Genomic DNA, 22,606 nt, shown 5'->3' with positions numbered 1-22,606 from the left:
CGCATTGGTGGAACCTTTCGGGCTCCGCCCAGACGGCTCTACCGGATGAAGCGATATCTGGCTCGCAGATAACATAAACACATCACTCACAGGCCCACCCTCCACCGGTAACCCTGTGATTCACAACACTCCGCTCAATTCAATAAATTAATAGGTCCTGAACCTAGTCCTTACCCTCCGCGTTGGCACCAGAGCAGGCTGTCGCAAGAGCGACGAATTTTAAAATAGCCAAAGGGGGAATGCTTCCCCCCTTGGCTGCTGTTCAATGGGTAGCCATTGAACGCTTCTGGCTCGTAGCTCGCAAAATATAAGGCTTATACAGCTACGGACAATTTATCCCCTACTCTATCTTTTCATGCTTTCCGAACTATTCTCTTCGGCATTGAGGAACGTCAGAGTGCCGTAACCCAATTGATCAAAACCACCGCTATTGGGTCCATAATCTCCCCCACCGCCCTCGAGGCCATCACGCTGCATAATACTTCCGACTTCAGGAGCACTAAGATGGCGACGCTGGACGTAATGGCCCCAGATCAAAGCCCAGACAGGCCTGACCTGCCCGCGACCATCAGCTGAAATTTCAGGTTGCGTCGCCAGACTGTCTTTGTACGTCGTATAGGGAACATCTTGCCCGAGATTATAGCGTGCAACATATCGCGCCGCAGCCAGCAAACGATTGTTATCGGCGCCAAAAAGGTCGTCGCCCTGATGCCAGGCAATCTCACAAATCGTACCTGCCAGACCGATCCCGAGAAGCGTGTGGCCCTGATCGCGGCCACTTTCCTGCCACTGCGCCAGCCCACCCGGATAAACCTTCCACGCGGCATGCCCGATCGAGCCATTTCCCGGCCCGTTCAGATAATAATCCCGACCCTGCTCATACAGATCTCGGCGATCTGCAAAAACACCAATCGCCATAAGAGATGCAATATTCGCAAGGTCCCAGTTGGCCCAATAATGATCTACCGCCGCACCATTATGATGCGTCAAAAAATCCTGACTCATCGGCGCAAAAACGCGAACCAACATTGTTTTCAAAGCCTCTTGCTCCGCAGGCGCCCACGTTGGGCTCCCACGAAGCGTCTCACCGGCTACGGCCAACTGATATCCGTATAGTCCGGAAGCGAGATAACGATCTGCCGTACCTTCAATACCCTGCAGGGTCTGTGCCCAAGCTGTAAGAATACGTGCCGCAGCCGCAGCACGGCTTGTATCGCCTGTTAAGCGCCAGTCGAGAGCCAAGGCATACGCTGCCGCTGCATCGTTAAAAAGCCGCGCATAGTTTTCAGGCGGCTGCCCTCGCCCGATACCCCGCACAACAACACGAACGGGACGAGGCGCATAATCGGGTTTATCATGAGAATTCGCGCGCAATTTCGCGAAATCATCCGTCCATGGCTTCACGTGATGCTGCAGCCCCTGAGCACGCACACTAAATTCGCCCCCAGAATTCAAAGCCCCTGGGTGCTGAAACGCTTGCCCCCGAGCCGACTGACAAATACCCAGGCCGATCAACAAAACACAGCCACTTAATTTAAAATACATAACCATTATTCTCCGTTGAAGGCACAAAGCCAATCGCGCTTTTCAGCCGACCAAAAGCCGAACACGTTGACGAATGGCTTCCAGTTCTTCTGGTGTGGCCTTCCCCTTGAGCTTCGCCCTCCGAACACGCCAATCAAGGCTTCTGACCTGGTCAGACAAAGCGACACTCGCCGTCTTGCCCGCAATGGCTACTTCAAACGGATAGGCTTTGATTTTCGTAGTGGTCGGACAACACAGCATCATGCCTGCCTTGGCGTTGTAGCTGGCAGGACTGAGCACTACAGCAGCACGGTGCCCCGCCTGCTCTCTTCCCGCCCGTGGATCAAACTCAAGCCAGACAATCTCTCCGCAATCTGGAACCCAAGAGGCTTTACTCTTTTCACTCACCAGACTTCACCACCCACAGCAGGTCCGTAGCTGGCTTCTTCATGTCGATTGCTGTCTGTAATGCCTGACACCAAGGCCTCCAGACTGAGAGGCACAGCACGAACAGGCTCGATGATAATCCGTCCGTCTTCTTCGCGAACGTCAACAGCCTGATCAACCTTCAGACTGACAGCCTCGAGCACAGAAGCAGGCAGACGGACAGCAGCACTGTTTCCCCATTTTCTAACGACACCCCGCATAGGCGCCTCCAAGGCAAGAAAGTTTATACGATGTATCTACTTCATTCTCCAACCTGAGGGCAATTCCTTTCGCACAGCGTGGCTGCTCCACCGGGTTGCCCGCAGGCTGTGCGGTATTACCAACCTTGAAGGACGGTAACGGCTGAAATTGTCGTTCGTTTTCCGTAGGTTGCCTGCCTAGGCTCAGGACTCATGCTTTGAGGTAGAAGATGACGCTTGCTGCGATGTGGATTGCGGACATGAACGTATGAGCGCAGCGGTCGTATCTGGTCGCAACCCGTCGCCAGTCCTTCAGCTTTGCGAACATGTTTTCGATGAGGTGGCGCTTCTTATACAGATGCCAGTCGTAAGATGGAGGCGGACAGGGTGTCCCTGTCCATCACAGATGGCCTGAAGCTTTGAGTTCAGGCCGCCTTTTGTCCGCCCGATATGGCGGGGAAATGCCCCTTTTTTTAGGCGTTTATATACTTTGCAAACACATCCTGACTTGGCGGCGTTTGCACATAAAAAAAGCCCGCTCAATCGGCGGGCTTCTCGTCAACTTCTTCAACCTCGGGTTCTGGTTTGGGTCGGTGTTTGGCGACCTTGCGTAGCTTCGCCTCCCATGCGGCCTCCTCTTCATTGCAACCGAGGGAGCGGGCAGCTTTTTCGAAAATGTCTTTAATCGGTGACTTCATAACATTAAACGCCATACAACTGCGGGTTTGAATGAAGTGGTTGTTGCCGTGTCAACGCTATGACGTCAGCTACGATTGAATCATAGTTCAGATCCGAACGGCACCACTCCTCAATAGATAGAATCGGGACGCTTTTTCCGCCCTCTGGCCGACGCTTCCCGCCATTATCATAAGTATGGAAGGCTTCGAATTTTATTCCATTTGCTTTTTCTAGGTATACCGCGCTGGCCAATATGATGGCATCAGGAGAATCTAACCTTCTTGGAGAGCTATATCCTGAAGCCTGGCTAACAAACTTTTGGTATTGTTGATCACGTAATTTTGCAGCCATGCGCATAATATTTGTATTAGGAGTGACGGGAATTAAGTGCCCTTGAAAATCACTTAGAAAATTATCAATATTTCCATATATCCCATTGACTATTCTTGATGGAAGAATTTCTGCGAGAGATATAGTGGAGATATGTATTTTGCATTTTCCATTTTTGGCGTCATTGAGAAACCATTGAAGATTATGTTTCTTATCAGTGTCGTTATCATCGTTAAGATATTCGATTAGGGCGCAACTATCCCAAAAGTAGTCAACCATAGGTCAGTTGCCCCCCCACGAATCTTCAGAATCATCGAACTTAAATGCCGACCTCCATCGGCTTAAATCCGCATTATTATCAATTTTAGTTATTGATCTCACAAAAACCCTCTGGGGAAGGAGGGAAGTCGACGAATAATACGCAGATCCCTCCACAGAGACTCGTTGAGAAACACGAATATTTTCAATCATATCTTTCTTGAAAATACAGTCTATTTCTTGCCCGCCTGCTGTTAGGATAATCTTCCCGCGAGGCATTTCCCCTCTGTCGTCAAGAACTTTAATTTGTCCATCAAAAGCCCCATCCTCGATCCCGGAAAAATACATAGATTCTTTCATCTGATTGCTCCGGAGGGCTATTTCCACCTGAGAGGAGAAAAAATTATCGACACGAATTTTTTCTCCTGATTTTCCGGAAATAACAGCATGAGAAAATTTCTTATCTAGGCCCGTTACAAGAGACTGCGCGTAAGGGAGGAAAGATTTATAGATGGGAGAAATATTTTCAGGATTTGTATTTATGGATGATATCGCCGCAATCAGCAGAGCGGCGCCTGATGATCGAATGGCGGCGCTTCCACTTACTCTCTCCCTAAAGGAGATACTAGCGCTGGCGTATTCAAGGCTCTCCACGACCAGTACTGCGGTCTTCTTGCCATCATTAGAGGCTTTATCCGCTCGATTTAGAGCTGCTACAGTCTTCTGTACTTTTGTTGCGAAGATATCAGCGCGCACGGACACGCCATCGCCCTCAAGGGCATATAGCGTAATCGTGAAATCGTGCATACTATCTGACATAACCTAACGCTTGATTAGCTGGCTTATACGAGAGTCTTTTACCTACCGTGTTTTTTAACGAGAGAACATAGCGTCCCTCATCAGCAATTCCAACTTTCTCACGATTGTTGTAACGAAACTCAAACTCCGCCACGTAGCGGTGTAAATGCTTCTTGGCGCAATGCTGATAGACGCCCTTCATACCGCGCTTGACGATAGAGAAAGCACCTTCTATCGTATTTGTATGAATCGTCGGGTCAACGTAATCGACATACTGACCGGCACCGTGACGCGTGAAACCATGGCCAGAGAAGTGTTTGCCCAGGTCACGATACTGACCCGCCTCATCCGTCATCACGCGCGCTTCAGTCGCAATATTAGCCTTCAGGATCGGCAATAGGTCGGCGGCTTTCAGGCTATCCACAACCATCGAACGCTGACGACCAGTCGCGCGATCCACAAGGGAGAAAACCTTGTGCTTGTGAGCGTAGCCGCGACCTTTCTTCTCACCCTTCGGTTTCATCAACCTCAACCACGCTGCCACCAGAGCCGAACGGCGTCAGATCGCCACTGCGCATGGCTTCGCGGATGCGATGAGCCAGAAACCACGCTGACTTGTAGGTGATCTCCAACACGCGATGAAGTTGGTGAGCGCTGATGCCTTTCTTACTGGAAGTCATCAGATAGACAGCCTGAAGCATTTTGTTCAGTGGAATGCGACCATGCTCGAACACCGTACCAAGCTTCACAGTGAACTGGCGCTTGCAGCCACCGCAGCGATAAAGGCCGAGGCGGATGCGCTTTGCGGCGTTTGCCTTGACCTTTGTGACACGATCCAAGCCGCCGCAATGCGGGCAGACCGGGCCGTTCGTCCAGATCACGCTTTCGAGGTAGCTGAAGGCGGCTTCCTCATCGTGAAAGTAGGCTTTGGACAGAACAGACATGATCAAGCTCCCTTACGGGATCCTTATAACCGAAATGATCGTGTTTGCAAAGTATATAAACACCCTTTTTAAGCAGGGAGGCCGCTGTCCGGTGTGCCTTGAGGTGTGTTGCATCGATCATCAGGCGTTTTGAACGGCCCGCCTGCTCTGTCAGCGCGACGAAGATCCGGTCGAAGACCCCTGCGCTCGTATTCCATCAATGCATACGCACTGGTGGAACCTTTCGGGCTCCGCCCAGACGGCTCCACCGGATGAAGCGATTATACAAAGTCTTGTGTGGACCATACGCATTCGGGGCATCCTTCCACTGAAGGCCATGGCGGATCACATAAACGATCCCGCTCAGAACACGCCGGTCATCAACGCGTGGAACCCCATGTGCCAGTGGGAAAAACGGCCTGAGCCGCTTCATCTGGCTCGCAGATAACATAAACACATCACTCACAGGCCCAAGCGGTGCGACCCGGATCGAATTGCGGTCATCGTTTTATCGCGGGGAATACCGTCCCGGTGAAACCCCCATGGTGCGACGGAAAGCCGCGCCGAACGCGCTCTCCGACCCATAGCCAAGCTCGGCGGCGATCGTGCCGATCCTCTCGCCCCGCGCCAAGCGGTCAGCCGCCAGCACCATGCGCCAGCGCGTCAGGTAAGCCATCGCGGGCTCGCCGCAAGTCTCGACAAAGCGCCGGGCAAAACCGGAGCGAGACATCCCCGCAGTCCGCGCCAAGCCGTCGAGTGTCCATCGATTACCCGGGTGGCCATGAATGGCCTCGAACGATCGGGCAAGTTGCGGGTCGGCCAGAGCAGCCAGCCAGCCCTCGCCCCGACGCTGCTGGCTGGCGGCATGCAATCGCAAAGCCTGTATCAGTAGAGTCTGCGTCAGGTGTTCGGCAATCAGCCTTCCACCGGGGCGAGGCGCGCGCAGTTCTCCCATCAACTGCGCGACCGACGAGGACAGGCTTCCCTGGTCGGTTCCCGCCTCCAGTCGCATCACTGGTGGGAGCGCATGCACGAGCAATGGCGCGGCGGCGCCACTCAGCTCGAAATAGCCGCCGAGGCCCGAACACTCGCCGCCACCCGCCAAGACCGCGGTCTCACCATCCGGCATCGCAAAAAAAACGTCGAGGTCGATCGGCGGCGCATCGCGTGCACTTCCCATCACCAGAGCGTCGCCATGCGGCAGCAGCACGAAGTCGCCGGCCGTCAGCGACACCTTCTCCCCGTTGCCTAGCCATAACCCACAGGCACCAGAGTGCAGGGCGTAGCAGCGGATGACGCGCTCCGGCGGCAGATGGAGCGACCACGCGCCCGCGATATCGAGGCCGCGGAAGCCATAGGCACGCGGCTTAAGCAGGGAGACGACATCGGACAACGGATCAGGGCGCATATTGGACGATCGATGGAGAATGGCGGATATTCAAGCATATTCCGTCCAGAGCGCTTCGCTCTACTCTTTCGGTCAGCGACAAGCCGGAGCCGAGCCATGTCCCAGGACCGCGCACTCATTCTCGACAGACGACAAGGCGCATTGCTGGTGATGCCCGTACCACGGGTCGCACCCGACGACCACCAGATCGCGGTCCGTGTCCACGCGGTCGCGATCAACCCCGTCGACCGCTATATGCAGCCCCTCGCCCGCTTCATCACGCCGTGGCTGCGGTATCCGGCGGTTCTCGGCTCCGACGTCGCGGGCGAGATCGTGGCGATCGGCCCGAAGGTTTCGCGTTTCTCGGTCGGCCAGCATGTGCTTGGCCTCGCACTCGGCACCGAGAAAGGGCGCGACCGCGCCGAGGGTGCCTTCCAGGACCGGGTGATCCTCGACGAGTACATGGTGTCTCCCATCCCCGACGACATGGCCTTCGCGGACGCCGCCACCTTGCCGCTCGGCCTCTGCACGGCGGCAAGCGGTCTGTTCCAGCGCGATTACCTTGGATTGCGCCATCCATCTGGCGATGTCGAACCTGCCGGTCAATCCGTGCTGGTGTGGGGTGGCGCGACCAGCGTCGGCAGCCAGGCCATCCAGCTCGCCGTGCGGGCAGGCTACGACGTGGTCACCACCGCGTCGCCGCATAACCATGGCTACGTCATCGCCCTGGGGGCACGGGCGGCGTTTGATTATCGCAGCGCCTCGGTGGTGCCCGACCTCGTGACGGCGCTGCAGGGGCGCCGGATGGCGGGCGCCATGGCCATCGGCGAAGGATCGCTCGCCAGATGCATCGCCGTGTTGCGACGCGCGGAGGGCCGTCGCTTCGTGGCCGTCGCAACACCGGGCCTGTCGTTCGACACGCTGCTGGCCAAAGGCACCGCCTGGCACCGGCTGCTGCCTTTCTTCACACGCATGGGGCTATTGAACGCCCGCGACGCATTGGCGGCGCGACGCGCCGGCGTCACCACCAAATTCATCTGGGGAAGCAGCCTCAAGGACAATGAGGTGGGGCAGATGCTCTTTCGGGACTACCTGCCGCGCGCACTCGCCGAAGGACGTCACATCGCGGCGCCACCCGCGCTCGTGACCGGCCACGGGCTCGAGGCCATTCCCGCGGCACTCGAAGCGCAGGCCAGCGTCTCGGCGCGGAAGATCGTGGTGAAACTGGGCACGCGGACATGATCGGGCATGCGGTCCTGACCACGCTGGCTAGATGGTTCCCGCAGGCGTGGCTCGCGTTCGGCGGCCTGATCGCTCTCGCCCTGGTGCCGGTCGGGTCGCTCTGGACGGCTCTCGATGCCCGGCGGATCAAGGGCGAGCCGGTGGCGCGAAAACCAATGCGGTTCGCCCTGTCGATCGGGGTCTATCTGCTCACCATGAGTTGGATGCTGGGTTACGTGCAGCCCGGCGAGCTGTCGTCCCTGCCGGTCCGAGGCGCCGAACGAGCCCTCAGTTCTGAGTTAGGGTCTGTGGGTTGCTGTATGCCGCTTTGCCATGTTGAGCGAAAGCCTGTGGCGTCATGCCGTTAGGCTCAGGACCCATTGATATGAGTGGCTGGATGTGATTCAGGCTCCTTGAGGAGACTGAAGATGAGCGACCTGTTTTGGCTGACGGACGAACAAATGAAGCGTCTGCGGCCGTTCTTTCCCAAGAGCCATGGTAGAGCCTGCGTTGATGACCGCCGTGTGCTGAGCGGCATTATTTTTGTCAATCGAAACGGCTTGCGCTGGCGCGATGCGCCCCGGGGATACGGTCCACACAAGACGCTCTACAACCGTTGGAAACGCTGGGGCGCCATGGGCATTTTCATGCGGATGATGGATGGCCTGTCTACCGGAAAGGCAGAGCCTCAGACGATCATGATTGATGCGACCTATCTCAAGGTGCACCGCACGGCTTCGAGCCTGAGGCTAAAAAGGGGGATCCAGGGCGACTGATCGGACGGACAAAAGGTGGCATGAACACGAAGCTGCATGCGGTCACCGATCAGAACGGACGACCGCTGAGCTTTTTCATGACAGCAGGACAGGTCAGTGATTACATCTCAGACCTGAGTTCACTCCGAGAGAAACAATTCTAGAAAATTTATTCTTTGACTTTGAAGGCTATCAACTCGTCCCCTACGGTCGTTTGCATGGACAAGTTGCCTCCGGCTGCGATGAGGACGAACTGGCTTCCATCGTCAGTTTTGTAGGTAATAGGAGTGGAATGCCCCCCCGCGGGGAGTTGCTCACTCCATAAAGTTTTTCCTGTTTTTATATCTACCGCACGAAAATACTGATCCTGCGTCGCAGCTATAAATATTAGCCCACCCTTAGTAACTATTGATCCGCCAATATTCGGAGTTCCAAGAGGTAAAGGAATATGACTCGCTATTCCCCAAGGCCCTGAGTTCGCAGCATTACCGAGACGCTTTTTCCACAGCAGTTTGTGCGTTTTCAGATCGACAGCACTCAGAAATCCGTAAGGTGGCTTCTGACAGGGAATATGCAAGGGCGTAAGGAAAGCTCCCCAGTGAACACCATACGGTGTGCCAGCCATCGCCGCTCCCGGTGCGTTTTCACCAAGTGGATTGGCTGCGGGATATAAATGTTCCTTGTCGGCTTCTTGCCGAGAAATAAGTTCGTCGTAATCAGCCATCAGGTTTGAATTAACAATCATGATACCATGATCTTCATCAACTGAGACGCTGCCCCAGTCGATTCCCCCTAATTCTCCGGGCGTACGAACGGATGGCCCGGTGCGAAGCGGGGTAAAAATTCCTTTATATTCGGCAAGCTTATATTTTATCCGGCAATACAATTGATCAAATGGTGTCACGCCCCACATATCGGCTTCGGACAAGTCCGGTCCAGCAAAGGATGGCATGTCGATAGAAAATGGTTGAGTAGGTGACGACTTTTCTCCAGCGATTTCCGATAGAGGTACCGGCTTCTCTGCAATTTTCGACAGGGGCTTTCCGGTACGGCGGTCCAGAACAAAAATTTGTCCAGTTTTTGTCGGCAGTAATAGGCCAGGTATCGTTCCGCTCTCTGTCGAGATATCGGTCAACACGGGTTGGGCCGCCAAATCGTAATCCCATAGATCATGATGTATGGCTTGAAAATGCCATCGCACTGCACCTGTTTCAGCGTCGAGGGCAACGACTGATGAGGAATATTTGTCCGTTTCGAGTGTGCGGTTTCCACCAAAATAATCGGGGCTGCCGTTCCCCATGGGCACATACACGAGACCCAAACCATCGTCAGCGCTCGCAACAGTCCAGGAATTGGGCGTCGATGGCGTGTAGGTCTTGCCAGGGCCGGGTTCAGAATGGTCGTCTGGATGCGCAACATCAAACGCCCATTTGAATGCTCCCGTAACGACGTCAAAGCCTCGGACAACGCCAGGAGGTACTTTTGTCGACTGGTTATCGATCACTAACGCACCGACCACAGCGGTATCGCGAACGATCGTCGGCGGCGACGTAGGGTATGACCAGCCTCTTGGGAAATCACCCATGTGATCGAGAAGGTTAACTTCTCCATTTTTACCAAAGCTCCTGCATTTTTCTCCAGTTTTTGCATCGATAGCAATCAAGCGATTATCTATCGTCGCCGTCAGAATACGCGTCTGGCAGTCAGGCACCGAAATATTGGCCGGAACACGATAAAAAGCGACACCTCTGCACACCGGGTGGCTCACACCCCGCGAGTCGACTTTAGGATCGTATTTCCACACCTCCTTGCCGGTATTGGGGTCTAAAGCAAAGATCGTGTTGTAAGCTGTACACCCGTAGAGTTTGTTGTCCACCATCAGTGGCGTTACTTCCAGGCCACCGTTCATGGACGCGCCCGCCGGCTTCATCCCAGAATGGTATACCCAAGCCTGAGTCAACCTACCCACATTTTGTGGGGTAATATCGCTCAGCGGTGAGTAGCGTGTGCCATACGCACTGTTACCGTAGTGGGTCCACTCTCCAGGATGCGCAGCGACATCCCCTGAGGTGCCCGAAGCCGCGAACGGAGATGCCTGTGGTGATGATTGAGACGATGTGTCGGGGGTACCCAGCGACATCGCCGTAGCAGGTGAATTTGGCGAGGACTGCGCAAACGCCAGATGCACTGATGAGAGAAACGTGGCAGCCAGAAAAAATGAGGATTTATTCATGTTACTGCTGTCCTCTGTACAGGCTGCGACGTACCCAGGGTGTCATCAGCCACATAGCTCCAAAAGCAAAATATGCGAGGCGAGGCATGAGTGCCCAAGCGTCCATACCGACTTCCCATAGGGACCAGAGAATCGTCCCCGTAAAAAAAACCATATAGAGCCAGAGGCCTGAGAGGCGTCGCCGCCACACAAGTACAGAGGCGAGCACCAGCACTACGCCAGAAATCATATAGTACCAGGAACCACCAAGTACTGCGAGATATGTCCCCGGCACGCCTATGCCGACGCCGGTGAGAGCAAGCAATATTGCTGACACAACAGCTGGCCAAGCCGTTCGAGAATAAAACTTTTGCATTAAGCCATCCTTCAACAAGAGCGACAAAATATTGGCTATACCCGCCCCTTAACGACCGTATTTGAAAATACCAAAAAATATGGATCGAAGGGTTTCACTATGTCGCGTGCTCTCACTACCCTTGATCAGGTTGGCGTGCTTTGAAACGGTAGATCCTGGCCGCGTTGGCGCTGTAGAACTTACGCCTCTGGGCCTCACTCTTGTCGACCAGTAAATGAAGCTCAAAATCGATTACATCCTTGAATGGTCCAAGAATATTACTGTTTGGATAATCGCTTCCAAAGAGCACGCGATCCTCGCCGAAGGTGTCGTAAAGCATGTCAATCGTACTCTGATAAAGCGCGCGCTTAAAGCGCTCAGAGGGATCCACATAGATTTGTGCGGCTTCAGCCAACTTGGTTGCCACATTCGGTAGGTCACGAAGTTCTCTTAACGCGTCTAGATACGCAGAATATTCGCCGTGCCCAAGGCGGATATTCGGCATGTGATCGATGACGATCGGAAGGTCAGGTATCTTTCGTGACAAAGAAATAACAGCTTGGACCAAGCGCAGGTCTGGATTAGCCGTCTCCAATACCCTGCCCGAATCTCGAAGAGCCGCTAGATCATCCAGAAAGTGACGGTCACCTGCTTGTGCAGCAATATCCCTGTTCCAGAGATTTCCGTGTCTGACTCCAAGAAATAGATCGCTTCGACTAAAGTCGTGAAGTTGTCGTCGGAAATCTGGACTACCAGGGGCATGGCTGGTAATAAAACCAACCATAAAAGGCGAGTTCGTGACCTGCTCGCGAAGCCATACATTGTCCTCCGGTCGCGGAGATGCTTCGACCGCTATGGCCCCGGTGATCCCATAGGGGCGCTCCAAAGTGGCGAGAGCGGTGGGAAGAGATGTACCATTTAGTCCATATGCTGGATGATCGGGAGTTGGCCACATTGCCTTTTCAGACCCGGCAACGTCGAATAAATGAACATGTGTGTCGATAATGTGAGTCCTATTTCCACTCTCAGTGGCATGAACGGACTGACCGAAAAACGCTGTACTGGCAACACCAGCCGAGGCTGCCAGCACTGATCGACGCGTAAATAAATCTGCTCTTGAGGGCATTACTTTTGTAGACATGACGGGTTTCTTCCCATTCTTTGTTTTTTTAATTCTATTTATTTAGAAATTTTTGTCGAAAGAAAACTACCTATTACTTCGGCGCTGAGGGCCATCGAAATCGCCCCTGCGTCAGGGTGACCTAAGCTGGCTTTTCCATGTGTCTTCGCACGTCCTAGGCCTGGCATCAGGTCCTTGGTCGCTTGTGCCGCCGCCTCAGCGGCTTCTGCCGCTCTTTGCCACGCCTTGACAAGAGGCTGGCCGTCACCAAGCGCTGATTCGAACGTTTCGACAAACGGTGCCAGCGCGTCCACGATGGTCTTATCACCGGGCTTGGCTTTTCCGATTTGGGTAATCCGCTCATACATGCGTCTTACACCCTGTCTTAGAGCATGCGCAGTTGGCGTAGCGGCATCGTCGAGTTCACTGCTAAACGCGCGCAAGCCCTCACCCCATAGAGCTCCAGACGTTCCACCCGCCCGTTCGGCCCATGCGTCTGCTGCGGCTGCAAGAACAGTCTCCGGACCAGCTCCCGCGGCGACCGCCTTCTTCGCCGCTTCCGCCGCTGCAGAGGACCCACGTGCCATACCTTGCCCATGGTCGCCATCCCCGGCTGCCGCATCGATCTTGCCCAGACGTTCTTCTGCCTCGGCCAGTGCTGATGCAAGAGCTTCAAGCGCTTTGCCGACGCATGCACCAGCAGCGCGGCCGACTGCGGAAGGCTCGACAGCATAGGTTGGTTCAACGCGTTCTACATGCTGCGCATTCATTGGAACCCACTCAGTCTCAATCAGAGGGCGTCTCAATGCAGGAGAATTGACGGGTGCACGCCAGTAACGTTCCAAGGTCTCATCGAGCCACGTTACTGTCAAAGAGCAGCCGGCCATGTCCAGACTCGTGGCATATTCACCCACCAAAGGTGCTACAATCGTCAGCCCCTTCGCTGAAAAGAGAGGTTCCAACTCAGCCCATAAAACGAATAACTCTTCAAGTTTCGTGGAGCCGAAACCATTCAGCACAACAGCTACCCGAGAAGAAGAAACTGGGGCCTCGCCAACGACACGTTCAAACATCAAGCGTGCTATTTCCGAGGGCTTGGCGAAGTCCATTTCAGCAATGCCTGGTTCGCCGTGAATACCCAACCCAAGGGCCATGCGACCCTCTGCCACATGAAATAGCTTGTCGCTTTCTCCAGGCAGCGTGCAGCCATCAAATGCCACCCCAAAGGAGCGAGTCTGATCATTGGCAAGCCAACCAATTTTTTCGACACCATCGATATCTATGCCATCGTCAGCGGCTGCCCCCATGATCTTGAAAACAACAATATCGCCAGCCACACCACGTCTTTTGCGATGAGCATCGGAGGGGGCGCTCGCCACGTCATCTGTCGTGGTCACGATACGAGTATCAATGCCCTCGGCACGCAACCGCTCCGCAGCGATGCCAAAGTTCAGATTATCGCCAGCGTAATTGCCAAAACCCATGACAATACCGCCACCGCAGTGGGCGATTCGGGCGATATCCAGAACTGATTTGGTAGATGGTGATGCAAAAACGTCGCCCATCACGACCGCATCAGCAAAGCCTTCGCCAACGTAGCCACAAAACGTAGGATAATGACCAGAACCTCCCCCCACCAGTAAAGTGACTTTGCCCTTTCGTCCGGAGATCGCACGTAGCGCGCCACCCGCGACAGGTCGCACCACATCCTGAAATATATGATTAAATGCTCGCAGACCTGTTGCTGCGAATTCTTCAGGTTTGTCGAAAATTTTTGTCATAGAACCCGTCCCGTCCGGAGAACTTATTTTAATATTTATATGTGACGTTCAAGCCGCTTCAGGTCTCAGTAATTCCTCGGTTACCGTCAGGTCTGCCTCTCGATTACGAATAGGAGATAGATTCGCACGTTCCAAAGCATCATGGTAATCGTGCACAGCCTCGACAGGTCCATACACGCCGTCGAGTAATTTACGCATGACACCAATGAACGATACCGGCTCTTCAGCGTCGACAATCTTGCGACCGAAAAGGGCGGCCCTTGCACCATGCTTCTGAGCCTGATGCAGAAGTTCAAAGCAATCACGCGATGTTCCGCTGCCACCGCCCATAATCCCGATGATCGTTGCCGGATCGAACTGCGCAAGTTCGCTGATGGCTCCCCCGCCATTGAAGGCAATTTTCAGAAAAGCAGGCTGTTCAATCTGACAGAGGCCTGCAAGGAGCCGGGTAATCATGTCATTCAGAAAGGAACCGTAATCAGAGGGGGAGATTTTGCCCTCGATAGGATTGAATACCTCAAGAAAATAAGTAAACCCGCGCTCAATTGCCTCCTCCCGGAATGCGGCAAAGCGTTCGAGCAATTGCGCATCATGGTCGGCTTCACCATTGAAGGTCAGTGAGTACAGACCGATAGGCGCCTGTACGCGTTTGAGTGAGGCGCTGCGGAAAGGGACGGACGGCTGCGCGCCGAACGTTGCGCCTCGGACACGCCACAGATCGGACGTGTCGTTCATACGCACTGCGTGCTGTATGCCACTTTGAGCGAACGCGTCTTCTTTCAGAAGAGCTTCAATATTTGAGGCTGATCCCAGAACGATATCGACAACGTCTTGTTTAATGATGCGCCGTATGTCGTCTAGAAACTCAGCACGGGACCGGAACGCTGATACGCCTGCCGGCAGCACGCCGAGACGGCGTCCCATGGAGGTCAGGCCACCTGCCGTGTCTGCGTCTTTAGCATCAGCGAGAATGAAGTCCTTCCGCGTATCGTTCCCTTCCCGCATACGCGCTAGTTTCATTTCGAATCTGTTCATTGCTTCTATATCCTTATCGAGGAAGCAAGGTTCGGATATAGTCACGGTTGCGCGCTGCAACGCTAAGACCGTCACCGCCATAGTGTTCGACGAGAAAGGCGCTCTGAAATCCATGCTGTAGCGCCGTTTTTATTGCCTGACGATAGTTAATGAGCCCAAATTCCATGGGTGCCGGAGACGTAGAAACGGTGCCAGTCACTGCATCTTCATCTCTAATATAATTTTTAACGTGCCAGTAACGAAGGAACGGGGCCACCTTACGCATCATTTCGCTCCAGTGTTCAACCGGGCGATGCAATCGTATGAGGTTTCCAATATCGGCGTTGAGCCCTACGGCAGAATGATTCACATCCTCCACAAAACGCACGGAGCTATCAGCTGTTCCGAGATACGTATCTTCATACATCTCAAGGGAGATGGTCACGCCGACGCTACCAGCATGCTGTCCAAGATCGCGTATTCTCTCGACAGCCAACTTCCAAACCGCGGGATCCGGAGAATCAACGTGTCCTTTTGCTGTCCAGAACCAAAGCGCTTTTTTTTGGTCGTCTGATAGCGGGGCCGATAGCCCAACTGCGATTTCCTTGGCACCAATCGCAGCAGCCGTGTCGATCACCCGGTGTAAGTAGCGGAGATAGTCCGCTCCATGATTCGGGTCAATGACGGACCGTCTAGCCGTCGAAATCGCCGGGATCGAAAGGCCAGCCGCTCGCGTCACGCTCAGGAACTCGTCCAATCGGGATGGCGAAAGGTCGGCGATACGGAGCCACGAATCAGTCGGGTCCAACTCCGTGAAGCCCAGTTCTGTGACGTCAGAAAGAGTCTCTGCCCATTGTTCGGCCGTCTGCTCCTGGACGGAAGAGCCATCAGGAAGAACATTTGGATACTGAATCATCGCTGCGGCGATAGGCCAGTTTTCACGGTTCCATGCTGTTTTGTTTTTCTGCGTCATAGTCAATCCTTTTATTTCTCGAGGGCACAATGGCTCGTGGGACGACGATCAGAGCTCTTGGCAAAGCCGGTTATTGCGACCGTGATGGCAATTCCAATGAGGGCCACAATCGCGCACGCATAAATTCCGGCGTGATCGGAATGCCAGGTATTGTCAGCTAGTGCTCGAAGATTAGGAGCAACGAAGCCGCCAAGGTTCCCAACGGAGTTAATCACCGCCAGGCCTGTCGCTGCTTGTGCTGCCGTCAAATAAGACATTGGCACGTTCCAGAACATCGCTTGCGCGGAGACGGTAGCCGAAGTGGCCATGCACAGGCACGCGAGCGCCAGCCATGTCGTTGGTATCGTTGATCCGTATAGCCCCAGGGCAAAAACAAGTAGACAGACTGACACACCCAAGATCGGCATATTGCGCCGTGCGATGAGCCTGACAATGACGGGCGTGAGTATAAGCGCCGATATCCAAGGGATAGCGCCGACCAGTCCGGCCTTCGCTCCCATTTGCGTGTTAAGAAGAGCAGAGATCTGGGATGGCAGATAAAAAACAAGTCCATATGTGACGATTTGCAGAACGACGTAGAGAGACGTAATCAAAGCCATGCGTGGCGATAGCAGCGCCCCCCAGCCATGCCTGGTCTCACCGCAAATTGTTTGCCGATCTTCAGCTTCCAGCGTTTCTTTCAATGCTTCCTTTTGCGCGGGAGCAAGCCACGACACGCTCTCGGGCCCATCAGGCAAGATAAAGAAGGTCGCCACGCCAGCCAGAACGGCCAGACCACCTTCCAGAAAAAACATCCATTGCCACCCACGTAGTCCCGCAAGACCGTCCAGGCTGAGCAAAGCCGCCGACGCTGGTGTGCCCAACATCATGGAAAGAGGAAACCCGAAGTAAAAGAGTGCCAGTGCGGTCGCACGCTCTTTCTTGGGGAACCAGAACGTCAGATAGAGCATAACCCCTGGAAAAAATCCCGCTTCGGCGATGCCCAAGAGAATGCGCACAAGGAGGAACGATTTTGGACCAGAGATGAGCATGGTGGATGCCGAGACGACACCCCATGTTACCATGATGCGTGCAATCCAGAGTCGCGCGCCCAAGCGGTCCAGAAGTATGTTGCTTGGTACTTCGCACAGCGCGTATCCAAGAAAAAATATGCCGGCTCCGAGGGCATAAAGGGTCTCAGTGATTCCGACGTCCGTGTGCAGAGCTTGCCGAGCGATCGCGACGTTCGCTCGGTCGAGAAACGCAATCAGGTACATCGTAATAAGTATCGGCAAGAGACGCCGCATAGCCTTTCGACTAGCCTCAACCGTGAGGATACTTTTATCACTGAGAAGTGAGTGCTCCGGCTCGTCCATGGAACGTTCTCCCGGAAGGGGACGCCTTTTGTTTTTCGGCGTCGTTGGGCTCTCGTATTCTGAGAGCCAGGGGTCGTCGAGACGCATCACAGGATTCGCTTAGCTGTCGTCTATGCCTAAGCTTACCGCGCGCATTGTACAGTTTTTTCTCAAGTGGCCTTGGGCGTAAGCTCATCCTCGATGTGGGCTCGAATAATATCTTCGAAACGACACTCGGCTGTAAAACCGAGCTCATTCGCACGTTTGGTATCGAAGGCCTTTGGCCAGCTTTGCACAAAGCGCGTCACAATTGGATCAGGCTCACGACGGATCAATGCGACGGCTTTGTCGCCAGCAATGTGCCGTAGCGCCTCGATCTGTTCGCCAACAGTCACCGACAGGCCTGGCATATTAAGATTCCGACGACTGCCCAGAAGAGTGGTGTCGATGCTCATCGCATGGCGTAGGGACTGCACGGCAGACCGCGGGCTGGTCATCCAGTGCCGTTCTGTTTCTGCGACCGGCAGAATCGCCTCCTGCCCAACAAGGGGTTCGCGAATAATGCCCGAGAAGAAACTCGAGGCTGCCTTGTTGGGTTTGCCAGGGCGAACGCAGATGGTTGGCAGGCGAACGCCTATACCATCGAAAAACCCACGGCGCGAATAGTCTGACAGAAGCAGCTCACACATCGCCTTTTGAGTGCCATAGCTACCCTCCGGCGTGACGATGTACTCATCAGAGATAACGTCCGGAAGACCTCCACCAAAGACGCCGATTGCCGAAGAGTAAATGACCCTTGGAGTCCAACCTTCTGCTTCGTGCACTTTGCGGATCGCTTCAAACAGCGCCCGAGTACCGTCAAGATTGACGTGGTAGCCGAATTCGAAACGCGCCTCTGCCTCGCCAGATACAATTGCGGCAAGATGAAAGATCACGTCCGGTCGCTCGGCCAACAGTTGGTCGGCCGCACCAGAGGCAGCGAGATCCGTCTGCACGGTAACGACGTCGCCACTGAAACCTGCCGGGGCGCTTGGTGTAAAGACATCGGCGAGTGTCAGCTTCTTCGGTTCTGAACCGGCGAGAGCGCGCGATGCGAAGCTTTCGGCCAGCTTCCGCCCAATCATACCCGCTGCGCCGATAATAAGTACGTGCACTCCGCCCTCCGTTTGGTCGAGTTGTTCTTGGAGACGGAGACTTTCCCAATATGGCTGGTTTGACGAGAATGTTTTATGGCATGAGGTGATCCATATTTCCGATCGCCTGCTGGAGAATCTGCTCGGAAACGGCAGCAGCTGCCGCAGTCAGCGGGCGGTCTTTCACGCGAAGGAGCGAATAGGGCCCAAGGAGATCCGGCATTCGAGCCGACAACACACGCATTGTTCCTGTCTCGACGTAGTGTCGGCACACCGAAAATGGCAACACAGCGAGGAAGTCACCCTGCCGCAGCAAGTCCACGGTCGCGTAAAGCGATGACACTTCAATCAGTCGTGATGGCATTGTAGCGCTGGCAACAGTGAATGCGACTTCAATCGCGCGCCGCATCGGGCTCGGTGCCGTCTGCATGATCCACCGGCTTTCAGATAGAATCTGAAGCGTCAAATGTCCGTCATCTGGGAGGGGGTTTGCCGTGCGCGTTACGATGCACAGTGGTTCACCGGACAGTTCTGTCGCGTCCAAGGGGGTCGGGAGAGGTACATTACTGTGCCTTCCAACCAGTAAGTCGAGTTCTGCTTCGGCGAGCATGGGAACAAGCTGGTCGCTTGTTCCCACCTGAAGAATGATGCGTATATTGGGATGTGAGTCGCCGATCTTGGCAATTACCGGACTAACGAGGTCGGGCAGACTTGCTCCAATGGCACCGATCTGAACGGTACCAGACAGACCGCTTTGCAAACCGCTTATATCGCGCTGCAGCCGTGCGAGGTCGTTAATCAGAAGTTGCGCGTAACGCGTAGCAAGCTGTCCCGCAAGTGTTGGCACCATACCTTGAAAAGAACGTTCAAAAAGCTGTGCGCTCATGGCGATCTCGACTTCCTGAAGAAGCTTGGACGCCGTGGGCTGGGAAATATTCATGTTCGCAGACGCCCGATGAAGGCTGCCGCTATCGGCTATTTCGATCAAAAGGCGCAGATGACGAAGTTTCAGGCGCCCGAGCAGAGTGGTTGGGTATGACATCGGAGCAACGTCGAGCGTCGTTTGTCTTTCGTCAACCGGCGGAGCAGCGGTGCGGTCACTCTTATGGATGAAGAAGTTGTCCAGGACGACGTCGCCCCACATTCCAGCCATGAGTGGAGATCCCAAGTATGTTCTCGATAGGGTTTCCAACGCCCATGGGGCACAGACATCCGACAGCGCGTGCCACGACGTGACCGCCCCCGCAAACGGGCCATCTTCGTCGAGACAGCGGTTTCGTCGATGAAGACCAGCCGGGTCGGATCGAGGTCAGTTTGGCTGTCGAACCGGGCCTCGCGCCGCTCTGCGACGTCGGGCCGTGTCTGTTCGCTGGCGTGCGCCGTTTTTTTTGACGGTCATGTCGTGACGGTCAAGGCAGCGCCAGATCGTGCTCGGCGCGAAGCGGACCCCATGGTCCGTAGCAAGTTTCTCCGCCAGTTCGACAAGGGAAATGTCAGCCCTGGCTTCAATCGCAGCCAGCAGGACGCTGGACCAGGCCTCGATCCGATGGGAGCGACGATCGCCACCCTGTCGCAGCGCGTGCTCCCGAACTCGCGCACGCCATTCCGCTACCCAGCGGATCACGCTGGAGGCAGAGACACCAAAGCGCTCGGCAGCCGCCCGTCGGGTCATGCCAGAAGAAACCGCAGCAATGGCTCGCCGCCGCAGATCAGACGATAGTGCTCGGGTCATGATCGCCAGTCCCACTCCGGCAATCATGATGAATCAAATTTCGCCCCAAAGGGGAATCCGAAAACGACTCAGTTGGGTCAGATTATGCTCTAGCTTAACCTGCTGTCCACGACACCGGCAGCAAGCCAGTCGGTGTAATCGGCGTCATCGAACCACTTGCCGTTGCCAGGGGGAACCGGGAAGGACAGCATATAGCGCCGATCCTGACACGTCACTGGTCGCCCCGCAAAGATGGCTTGCGCGCACGGCGGCATTGCTCGGGAGGAACCGTAGCAATCAAGTCGGGGGTGACACCCCTCTTCCTGACCCGCGAGCAGGACCTGTGCCTGGGTAACGTCGCCGCCAGAGGCGTGCCTGTCTATAGCGCCGGCGGCGCCGTCACCTTCGTTTAATCATCAGGACGATCACGTGTTATCCGCGATCACATATTATTGGACAGCAAGAAGATCGAAGGTCATGCCCCGTGCCACTTCGTGAATCTGGTCCTTGAGATAGGGTAAAAAGGACCGCCAGACCTCGATATGGAAGGTCTGGGGCGCTGTCCGCCAGATCAGCGCTCCCGCCTTGTCCAGAACCGTGCGGGTCGCCATGCCGACCGGAAAAGCCGCCAGCGCGAAATCCAGCGGGCATAGCGCCGCCAGAACGTCGGCCGCGTGCGCCCCTTCCAGCGTAAAAGCGACGTTCCGGTCACTGACATCCACCAGACTGTGTGGCAGCCCGGCCAACGCCGCTTCCAGCGCCTCGCGCCCTGCCCCGCCCGGCAGGACGGTCAGTTCGAACGGACCCATGCGCAGCGCCACACCACCAGGGCCTGTGGCCGCGCGTAGCATCGGCGGGGCCGCGGCCAGCCCAAGGGCCGTGGCGGCGGCAGCCAGTGCCGCCGGACGCCCCTGCAACACCAGTCGGGTGGTTGCGGGCACGCTGGTGAGGACGCAGCCTTCGGCAATCTCAACCATTCACGCGCACTCCCTCGGGATCGTAGAAAACAGGATTGACGATCGTCACCTTGATCGCAGCCCCGGTGAGCGCGGGGGCATAAAGCGTCTCGCCCATGCGATCCCGTCCGCCCCTGACCATGGCAATGGCGATCGACCGGCCCAGGGCGGGACTGTAATAGGACGAGGTGACATGCCCGTCCGCCGACACAGGTGCCGGTGATTCAGGCGCACGTACAAGCTGCATGCCCTCCTCCAGCACCGTCTGTGGGTCGTCGGTCAGCAGGCCGACCATCTGCGGGCGGTCCGGAGCATTAAGGGCGGCCAGCGTCAAGGCGCGCTTGCCGATGAAATCGGCCTTGGCCTTGCTGACCGCCCAGCCGCACCCGACGTCCCCGGGTGTCATGGTACCGTCGGTTTCCTGACCGACGATCAGATAGCCCTTTTCGGCGCGCAGCACATGCATCGCCTCGGTGCCGTACGGCGTCAGGCCATGGGGTTTCCCCGCCTGCCAGATCCGCTCCCAGACCGCGCGCATCTGCCCTGAAGGGACATTGATCTCGAAGCCGACCTCGCCAGTGAAACTGACACGGAACAGCCGCATTGGTACACCGCAGATCGTCCCTTCCGCCAGCGCCATATGTGGCAGCGCTTCGGCGGAGATGTCCATGCCGTCGACCAGCGGCGCCAGGATGTCGCGCGCCTTCGGCCCCTGAAGCGCGATGACACCCCACTGCTCGGTGATCGACGTGAGCCAGACATCAAGGTCGGCCCATTCCGTCTGGAGATAGTCTTCCATCATGTTCAGCACGCCCGCCGCGCCGCCGGTCGTGGTCGTGACATGAAACCGGTCGGCAGCGATGCGCCCGACCACCCCGTCGTCATAGACGAACCCATTGTCGCGGCAGACCAGACCGTAGCGGCATTTACCCACGCCGAGCTTCGTCCACGCATTGATGTAGAAGCGGTTCATGAACTCGGCGGCGTCCGGGCCGACAACTTCGATCTTCCCCAGGGTCGAGGCATCGAAGATTCCGGCGGCATGACGCACGACGCTGCATTCACGTGCCACCGCCGCATGCATATCCTCGCCCCCCCGAGGGAAGTATCGCGCACGCCGCCACAGCCCGACATCCTCGAACACGGCCCCCTGAGCGCGCGCCCACTCGTCGGCCGGTGCCAGGCGCAGCGGGTCGAACTGATCGCCCCGAGCGTGCGACGCGAAAGCGCCGAACGTCACGGGTGTATAGGGTGGCCGGAAGGTGGTCAGTCCGACCTGCTGAGGCGCGCGCGCCAGCGCCTGCGCGGCAATTCCCAGCGCGTTGACGTTCGAACTCTTGCCCTGATCGGTCGCCATGCCGGTGGTGGTATAACGCTTGATATGCTCGATGGACTGAAAGCCCTCGCGTACCGCCAGCTTGACGTCCTTGGCCGTGACATCGTTCTGGAAATCGACGAAGGCCAGCGCCAGACTGCCCGCACCCCGACGCGGCAGCGCGCCCGCGAACCCGCCGGTT

The 22,606-nt window shown here is 55.8% G+C and carries 20 protein-coding genes and 4 pseudogenes; 3 read left to right on the top strand and 21 right to left on the bottom strand.

The genetic code is table 11. From position 1 onward, the window contains the following. Positions 1–345: 345 nt before the first annotated feature. The 10 genes and pseudogenes from HUK82_RS06930 to HUK82_RS06885 all read right to left on the bottom strand — a co-directional run bounded on the left by HUK82_RS06930 (position 346) and on the right by HUK82_RS06885 (position 6,545). Positions 346–1,551: an alginate lyase family protein gene (locus HUK82_RS06930; protein WP_176613267.1), complete on the bottom strand. Its 1,206-nt coding sequence runs from the start codon at positions 1,549–1,551 to the stop codon at positions 346–348. Positions 1,552–1,587: 36 nt separating this feature from the next. Next, positions 1,588–1,932 (bottom strand): endoribonuclease MazF, encoded by a 345-nt coding sequence (gene mazF / locus HUK82_RS06925; protein WP_176613266.1) that lies wholly within the window; start codon positions 1,930–1,932, stop codon positions 1,588–1,590. Further along, a complete protein-coding gene (locus HUK82_RS06920; RefSeq protein ID WP_176613265.1) occupies positions 1,929–2,171 on the bottom strand; it encodes an AbrB/MazE/SpoVT family DNA-binding domain-containing protein in 243 nt (80 codons plus the stop codon). Before HUK82_RS06920 ends, mazF begins: the two co-directional genes overlap by 4 nt. 190 nt (positions 2,172–2,361) lie before the next feature. Beyond that, a pseudogene (locus HUK82_RS17725) lies at positions 2,362–2,520 on the bottom strand (transposase); the annotation flags it as partial. 169 nt (positions 2,521–2,689) lie between these two features. After that, positions 2,690–2,848, bottom strand: a complete 159-nt coding sequence (locus HUK82_RS06910; RefSeq protein WP_176613264.1) for a hypothetical protein — start codon at positions 2,846–2,848, stop codon at positions 2,690–2,692. A gap of 4 nt (positions 2,849–2,852) precedes the next feature. Beyond that, entirely contained in the window at positions 2,853–3,437 is a 585-nt protein-coding gene (locus HUK82_RS06905; protein WP_176613263.1) for a type II toxin-antitoxin system VapC family toxin, read from the bottom strand. Positions 3,438–3,440: 3 nt separating this feature from the next. After that, positions 3,441–4,223: a hypothetical protein gene (locus HUK82_RS06900; protein ID WP_176613262.1), complete on the bottom strand. Its 783-nt coding sequence runs from the start codon at positions 4,221–4,223 to the stop codon at positions 3,441–3,443. A 1-nt stretch (position 4,224) separates the two neighbouring features. Next, positions 4,225–5,158, bottom strand: a pseudogene (locus tag HUK82_RS06895) (IS1595 family transposase). Positions 5,159–5,219: 61 nt separating this feature from the next. Continuing rightward, a pseudogene (locus HUK82_RS17400) lies at positions 5,220–5,603 on the bottom strand (transposase); the annotation flags it as partial. 42 nt (positions 5,604–5,645) lie between these two features. Further along, a complete protein-coding gene (locus HUK82_RS06885; RefSeq protein ID WP_176613261.1) occupies positions 5,646–6,545 on the bottom strand; it encodes an AraC family transcriptional regulator in 900 nt (299 codons plus the stop codon). 96 nt (positions 6,546–6,641) lie between these two features. Between HUK82_RS06885 and HUK82_RS06880 the strand changes: the two genes are divergently transcribed. From HUK82_RS06880 to HUK82_RS06870, 3 genes and pseudogenes are all read left to right on the top strand, one after another. Beyond that, positions 6,642–7,766, top strand: a complete 1,125-nt coding sequence (locus HUK82_RS06880) for a zinc-binding alcohol dehydrogenase family protein (protein ID WP_176613260.1) — start codon at positions 6,642–6,644, stop codon at positions 7,764–7,766. After that, positions 7,763–8,113: a hypothetical protein gene (locus HUK82_RS06875; protein WP_176613259.1), complete on the top strand. Its 351-nt coding sequence runs from the start codon at positions 7,763–7,765 to the stop codon at positions 8,111–8,113. The genes HUK82_RS06880 and HUK82_RS06875 overlap by 4 nt, the downstream gene beginning before the upstream one ends. A gap of 60 nt (positions 8,114–8,173) precedes the next feature. Further along, positions 8,174–8,625 (top strand): annotated as a pseudogene (locus tag HUK82_RS06870) (IS5 family transposase); the annotation flags it as partial. Between the two features lie 44 nt (positions 8,626–8,669). Here the strand turns inward: HUK82_RS06870 and HUK82_RS06865 are convergent. The 11 genes from HUK82_RS06865 to HUK82_RS06815 form a co-directional block, all read right to left on the bottom strand. After that, a complete protein-coding gene (locus HUK82_RS06865) occupies positions 8,670–10,733 on the bottom strand; it encodes a pyrroloquinoline quinone-dependent dehydrogenase (RefSeq protein WP_176613258.1) in 2,064 nt (687 codons plus the stop codon). A 470-nt stretch (positions 10,734–11,203) separates the two neighbouring features. Beyond that, complete coding sequence (locus HUK82_RS06860; protein ID WP_176613257.1) at positions 11,204–12,208, bottom strand: amidohydrolase family protein; 1,005 nt, start codon at positions 12,206–12,208, stop codon at positions 11,204–11,206. A gap of 38 nt (positions 12,209–12,246) precedes the next feature. Next, the gene (locus HUK82_RS06855) at positions 12,247–13,968 is read right to left on the bottom strand and encodes a dihydroxyacetone kinase family protein (protein ID WP_176613256.1); all 1,722 of its coding nucleotides are present in this window, start codon (positions 13,966–13,968) and stop codon (positions 12,247–12,249) included. 48 nt (positions 13,969–14,016) lie between these two features. Beyond that, the gene (locus tag HUK82_RS06850) at positions 14,017–15,003 is read right to left on the bottom strand and encodes a hypothetical protein (protein ID WP_176613255.1); all 987 of its coding nucleotides are present in this window, start codon (positions 15,001–15,003) and stop codon (positions 14,017–14,019) included. A gap of 13 nt (positions 15,004–15,016) precedes the next feature. Then, on the bottom strand, positions 15,017–15,955 hold the full coding sequence (locus HUK82_RS06845; RefSeq protein ID WP_176613254.1) for a sugar phosphate isomerase/epimerase family protein: 939 nt from the start codon (positions 15,953–15,955) through the stop codon (positions 15,017–15,019). An 11-nt stretch (positions 15,956–15,966) separates the two neighbouring features. Next, the gene (locus HUK82_RS06840) at positions 15,967–17,310 is read right to left on the bottom strand and encodes an MFS transporter (protein WP_176613253.1); all 1,344 of its coding nucleotides are present in this window, start codon (positions 17,308–17,310) and stop codon (positions 15,967–15,969) included. Positions 17,311–17,459: 149 nt separating this feature from the next. Next, a complete protein-coding gene (gene denD, locus HUK82_RS06835) occupies positions 17,460–18,443 on the bottom strand; it encodes a D-erythronate dehydrogenase (protein WP_176613252.1) in 984 nt (327 codons plus the stop codon). A gap of 73 nt (positions 18,444–18,516) precedes the next feature. Then, the gene (locus tag HUK82_RS06830; RefSeq protein WP_176613251.1) at positions 18,517–19,575 is read right to left on the bottom strand and encodes a LysR family transcriptional regulator; all 1,059 of its coding nucleotides are present in this window, start codon (positions 19,573–19,575) and stop codon (positions 18,517–18,519) included. A 156-nt stretch (positions 19,576–19,731) separates the two neighbouring features. Further along, positions 19,732–20,154 (bottom strand): helix-turn-helix domain-containing protein, encoded by a 423-nt coding sequence (locus HUK82_RS17690; RefSeq protein WP_373318283.1) that lies wholly within the window; start codon positions 20,152–20,154, stop codon positions 19,732–19,734. A 428-nt stretch (positions 20,155–20,582) separates the two neighbouring features. Continuing rightward, entirely contained in the window at positions 20,583–21,110 is a 528-nt protein-coding gene (locus HUK82_RS06820; protein WP_176613249.1) for a sarcosine oxidase subunit gamma, read from the bottom strand. Then, on the bottom strand, positions 21,103–22,606 hold a 1,504-nt coding region (locus HUK82_RS06815; protein WP_305144400.1), incomplete at its 5' end, for a glycine cleavage T C-terminal barrel domain-containing protein. The genes HUK82_RS06820 and HUK82_RS06815, both read right to left, overlap by 8 nt.

Source organism: Ameyamaea chiangmaiensis (genome assembly GCF_013376175.1).
In the GTDB taxonomy this organism is placed as follows: Bacteria; Pseudomonadota; Alphaproteobacteria; order Acetobacterales; family Acetobacteraceae; genus Ameyamaea; species Ameyamaea chiangmaiensis.
This window is presented reverse-complemented; position numbering and strand designations above follow the sequence as displayed.

What these genes read in the sequence shown, in the direction of transcription:
- HUK82_RS06875 (WP_176613259.1), top strand. Translation starts at nt 7,763, where the DNA reads ATGATCGGGCATGCGGTCCTGACCACGCTGGCTAGATGGTTCCCGCAG.
- HUK82_RS06920 (WP_176613265.1), bottom strand. Translation starts at nt 2,171, where the DNA reads ATGCGGGGTGTCGTTAGAAAATGGGGAAACAGTGCTGCTGTCCGTCTG.
- HUK82_RS06880 (WP_176613260.1), top strand. Translation starts at nt 6,642, where the DNA reads ATGTCCCAGGACCGCGCACTCATTCTCGACAGACGACAAGGCGCATTG.
- HUK82_RS06845 (WP_176613254.1), bottom strand. Translation starts at nt 15,955, where the DNA reads ATGACGCAGAAAAACAAAACAGCATGGAACCGTGAAAACTGGCCTATC.
- HUK82_RS06885 (WP_176613261.1), bottom strand. Translation starts at nt 6,545, where the DNA reads ATGCGCCCTGATCCGTTGTCCGATGTCGTCTCCCTGCTTAAGCCGCGT.
- HUK82_RS06830 (WP_176613251.1), bottom strand. Translation starts at nt 19,575, where the DNA reads ATGGCTGGAATGTGGGGCGACGTCGTCCTGGACAACTTCTTCATCCAT.
- HUK82_RS06850 (WP_176613255.1), bottom strand. Translation starts at nt 15,003, where the DNA reads ATGAACAGATTCGAAATGAAACTAGCGCGTATGCGGGAAGGGAACGAT.
- HUK82_RS06910 (WP_176613264.1), bottom strand. Translation starts at nt 2,848, where the DNA reads ATGAAGTCACCGATTAAAGACATTTTCGAAAAAGCTGCCCGCTCCCTC.
- HUK82_RS06840 (WP_176613253.1), bottom strand. Translation starts at nt 17,310, where the DNA reads ATGGACGAGCCGGAGCACTCACTTCTCAGTGATAAAAGTATCCTCACG.
- HUK82_RS06905 (WP_176613263.1), bottom strand. Translation starts at nt 3,437, where the DNA reads ATGGTTGACTACTTTTGGGATAGTTGCGCCCTAATCGAATATCTTAAC.
- HUK82_RS06820 (WP_176613249.1), bottom strand. Translation starts at nt 21,110, where the DNA reads ATGGTTGAGATTGCCGAAGGCTGCGTCCTCACCAGCGTGCCCGCAACC.
- HUK82_RS06860 (WP_176613257.1), bottom strand. Translation starts at nt 12,208, where the DNA reads ATGTCTACAAAAGTAATGCCCTCAAGAGCAGATTTATTTACGCGTCGA.
- HUK82_RS06865 (WP_176613258.1), bottom strand. Translation starts at nt 10,733, where the DNA reads ATGAATAAATCCTCATTTTTTCTGGCTGCCACGTTTCTCTCATCAGTG.
- HUK82_RS06930 (WP_176613267.1), bottom strand. Translation starts at nt 1,551, where the DNA reads ATGGTTATGTATTTTAAATTAAGTGGCTGTGTTTTGTTGATCGGCCTG.
- HUK82_RS06900 (WP_176613262.1), bottom strand. Translation starts at nt 4,223, where the DNA reads ATGCACGATTTCACGATTACGCTATATGCCCTTGAGGGCGATGGCGTG.
- HUK82_RS17690 (WP_373318283.1), bottom strand. Translation starts at nt 20,154, where the DNA reads ATGACCCGAGCACTATCGTCTGATCTGCGGCGGCGAGCCATTGCTGCG.
- HUK82_RS06855 (WP_176613256.1), bottom strand. Translation starts at nt 13,968, where the DNA reads ATGACAAAAATTTTCGACAAACCTGAAGAATTCGCAGCAACAGGTCTG.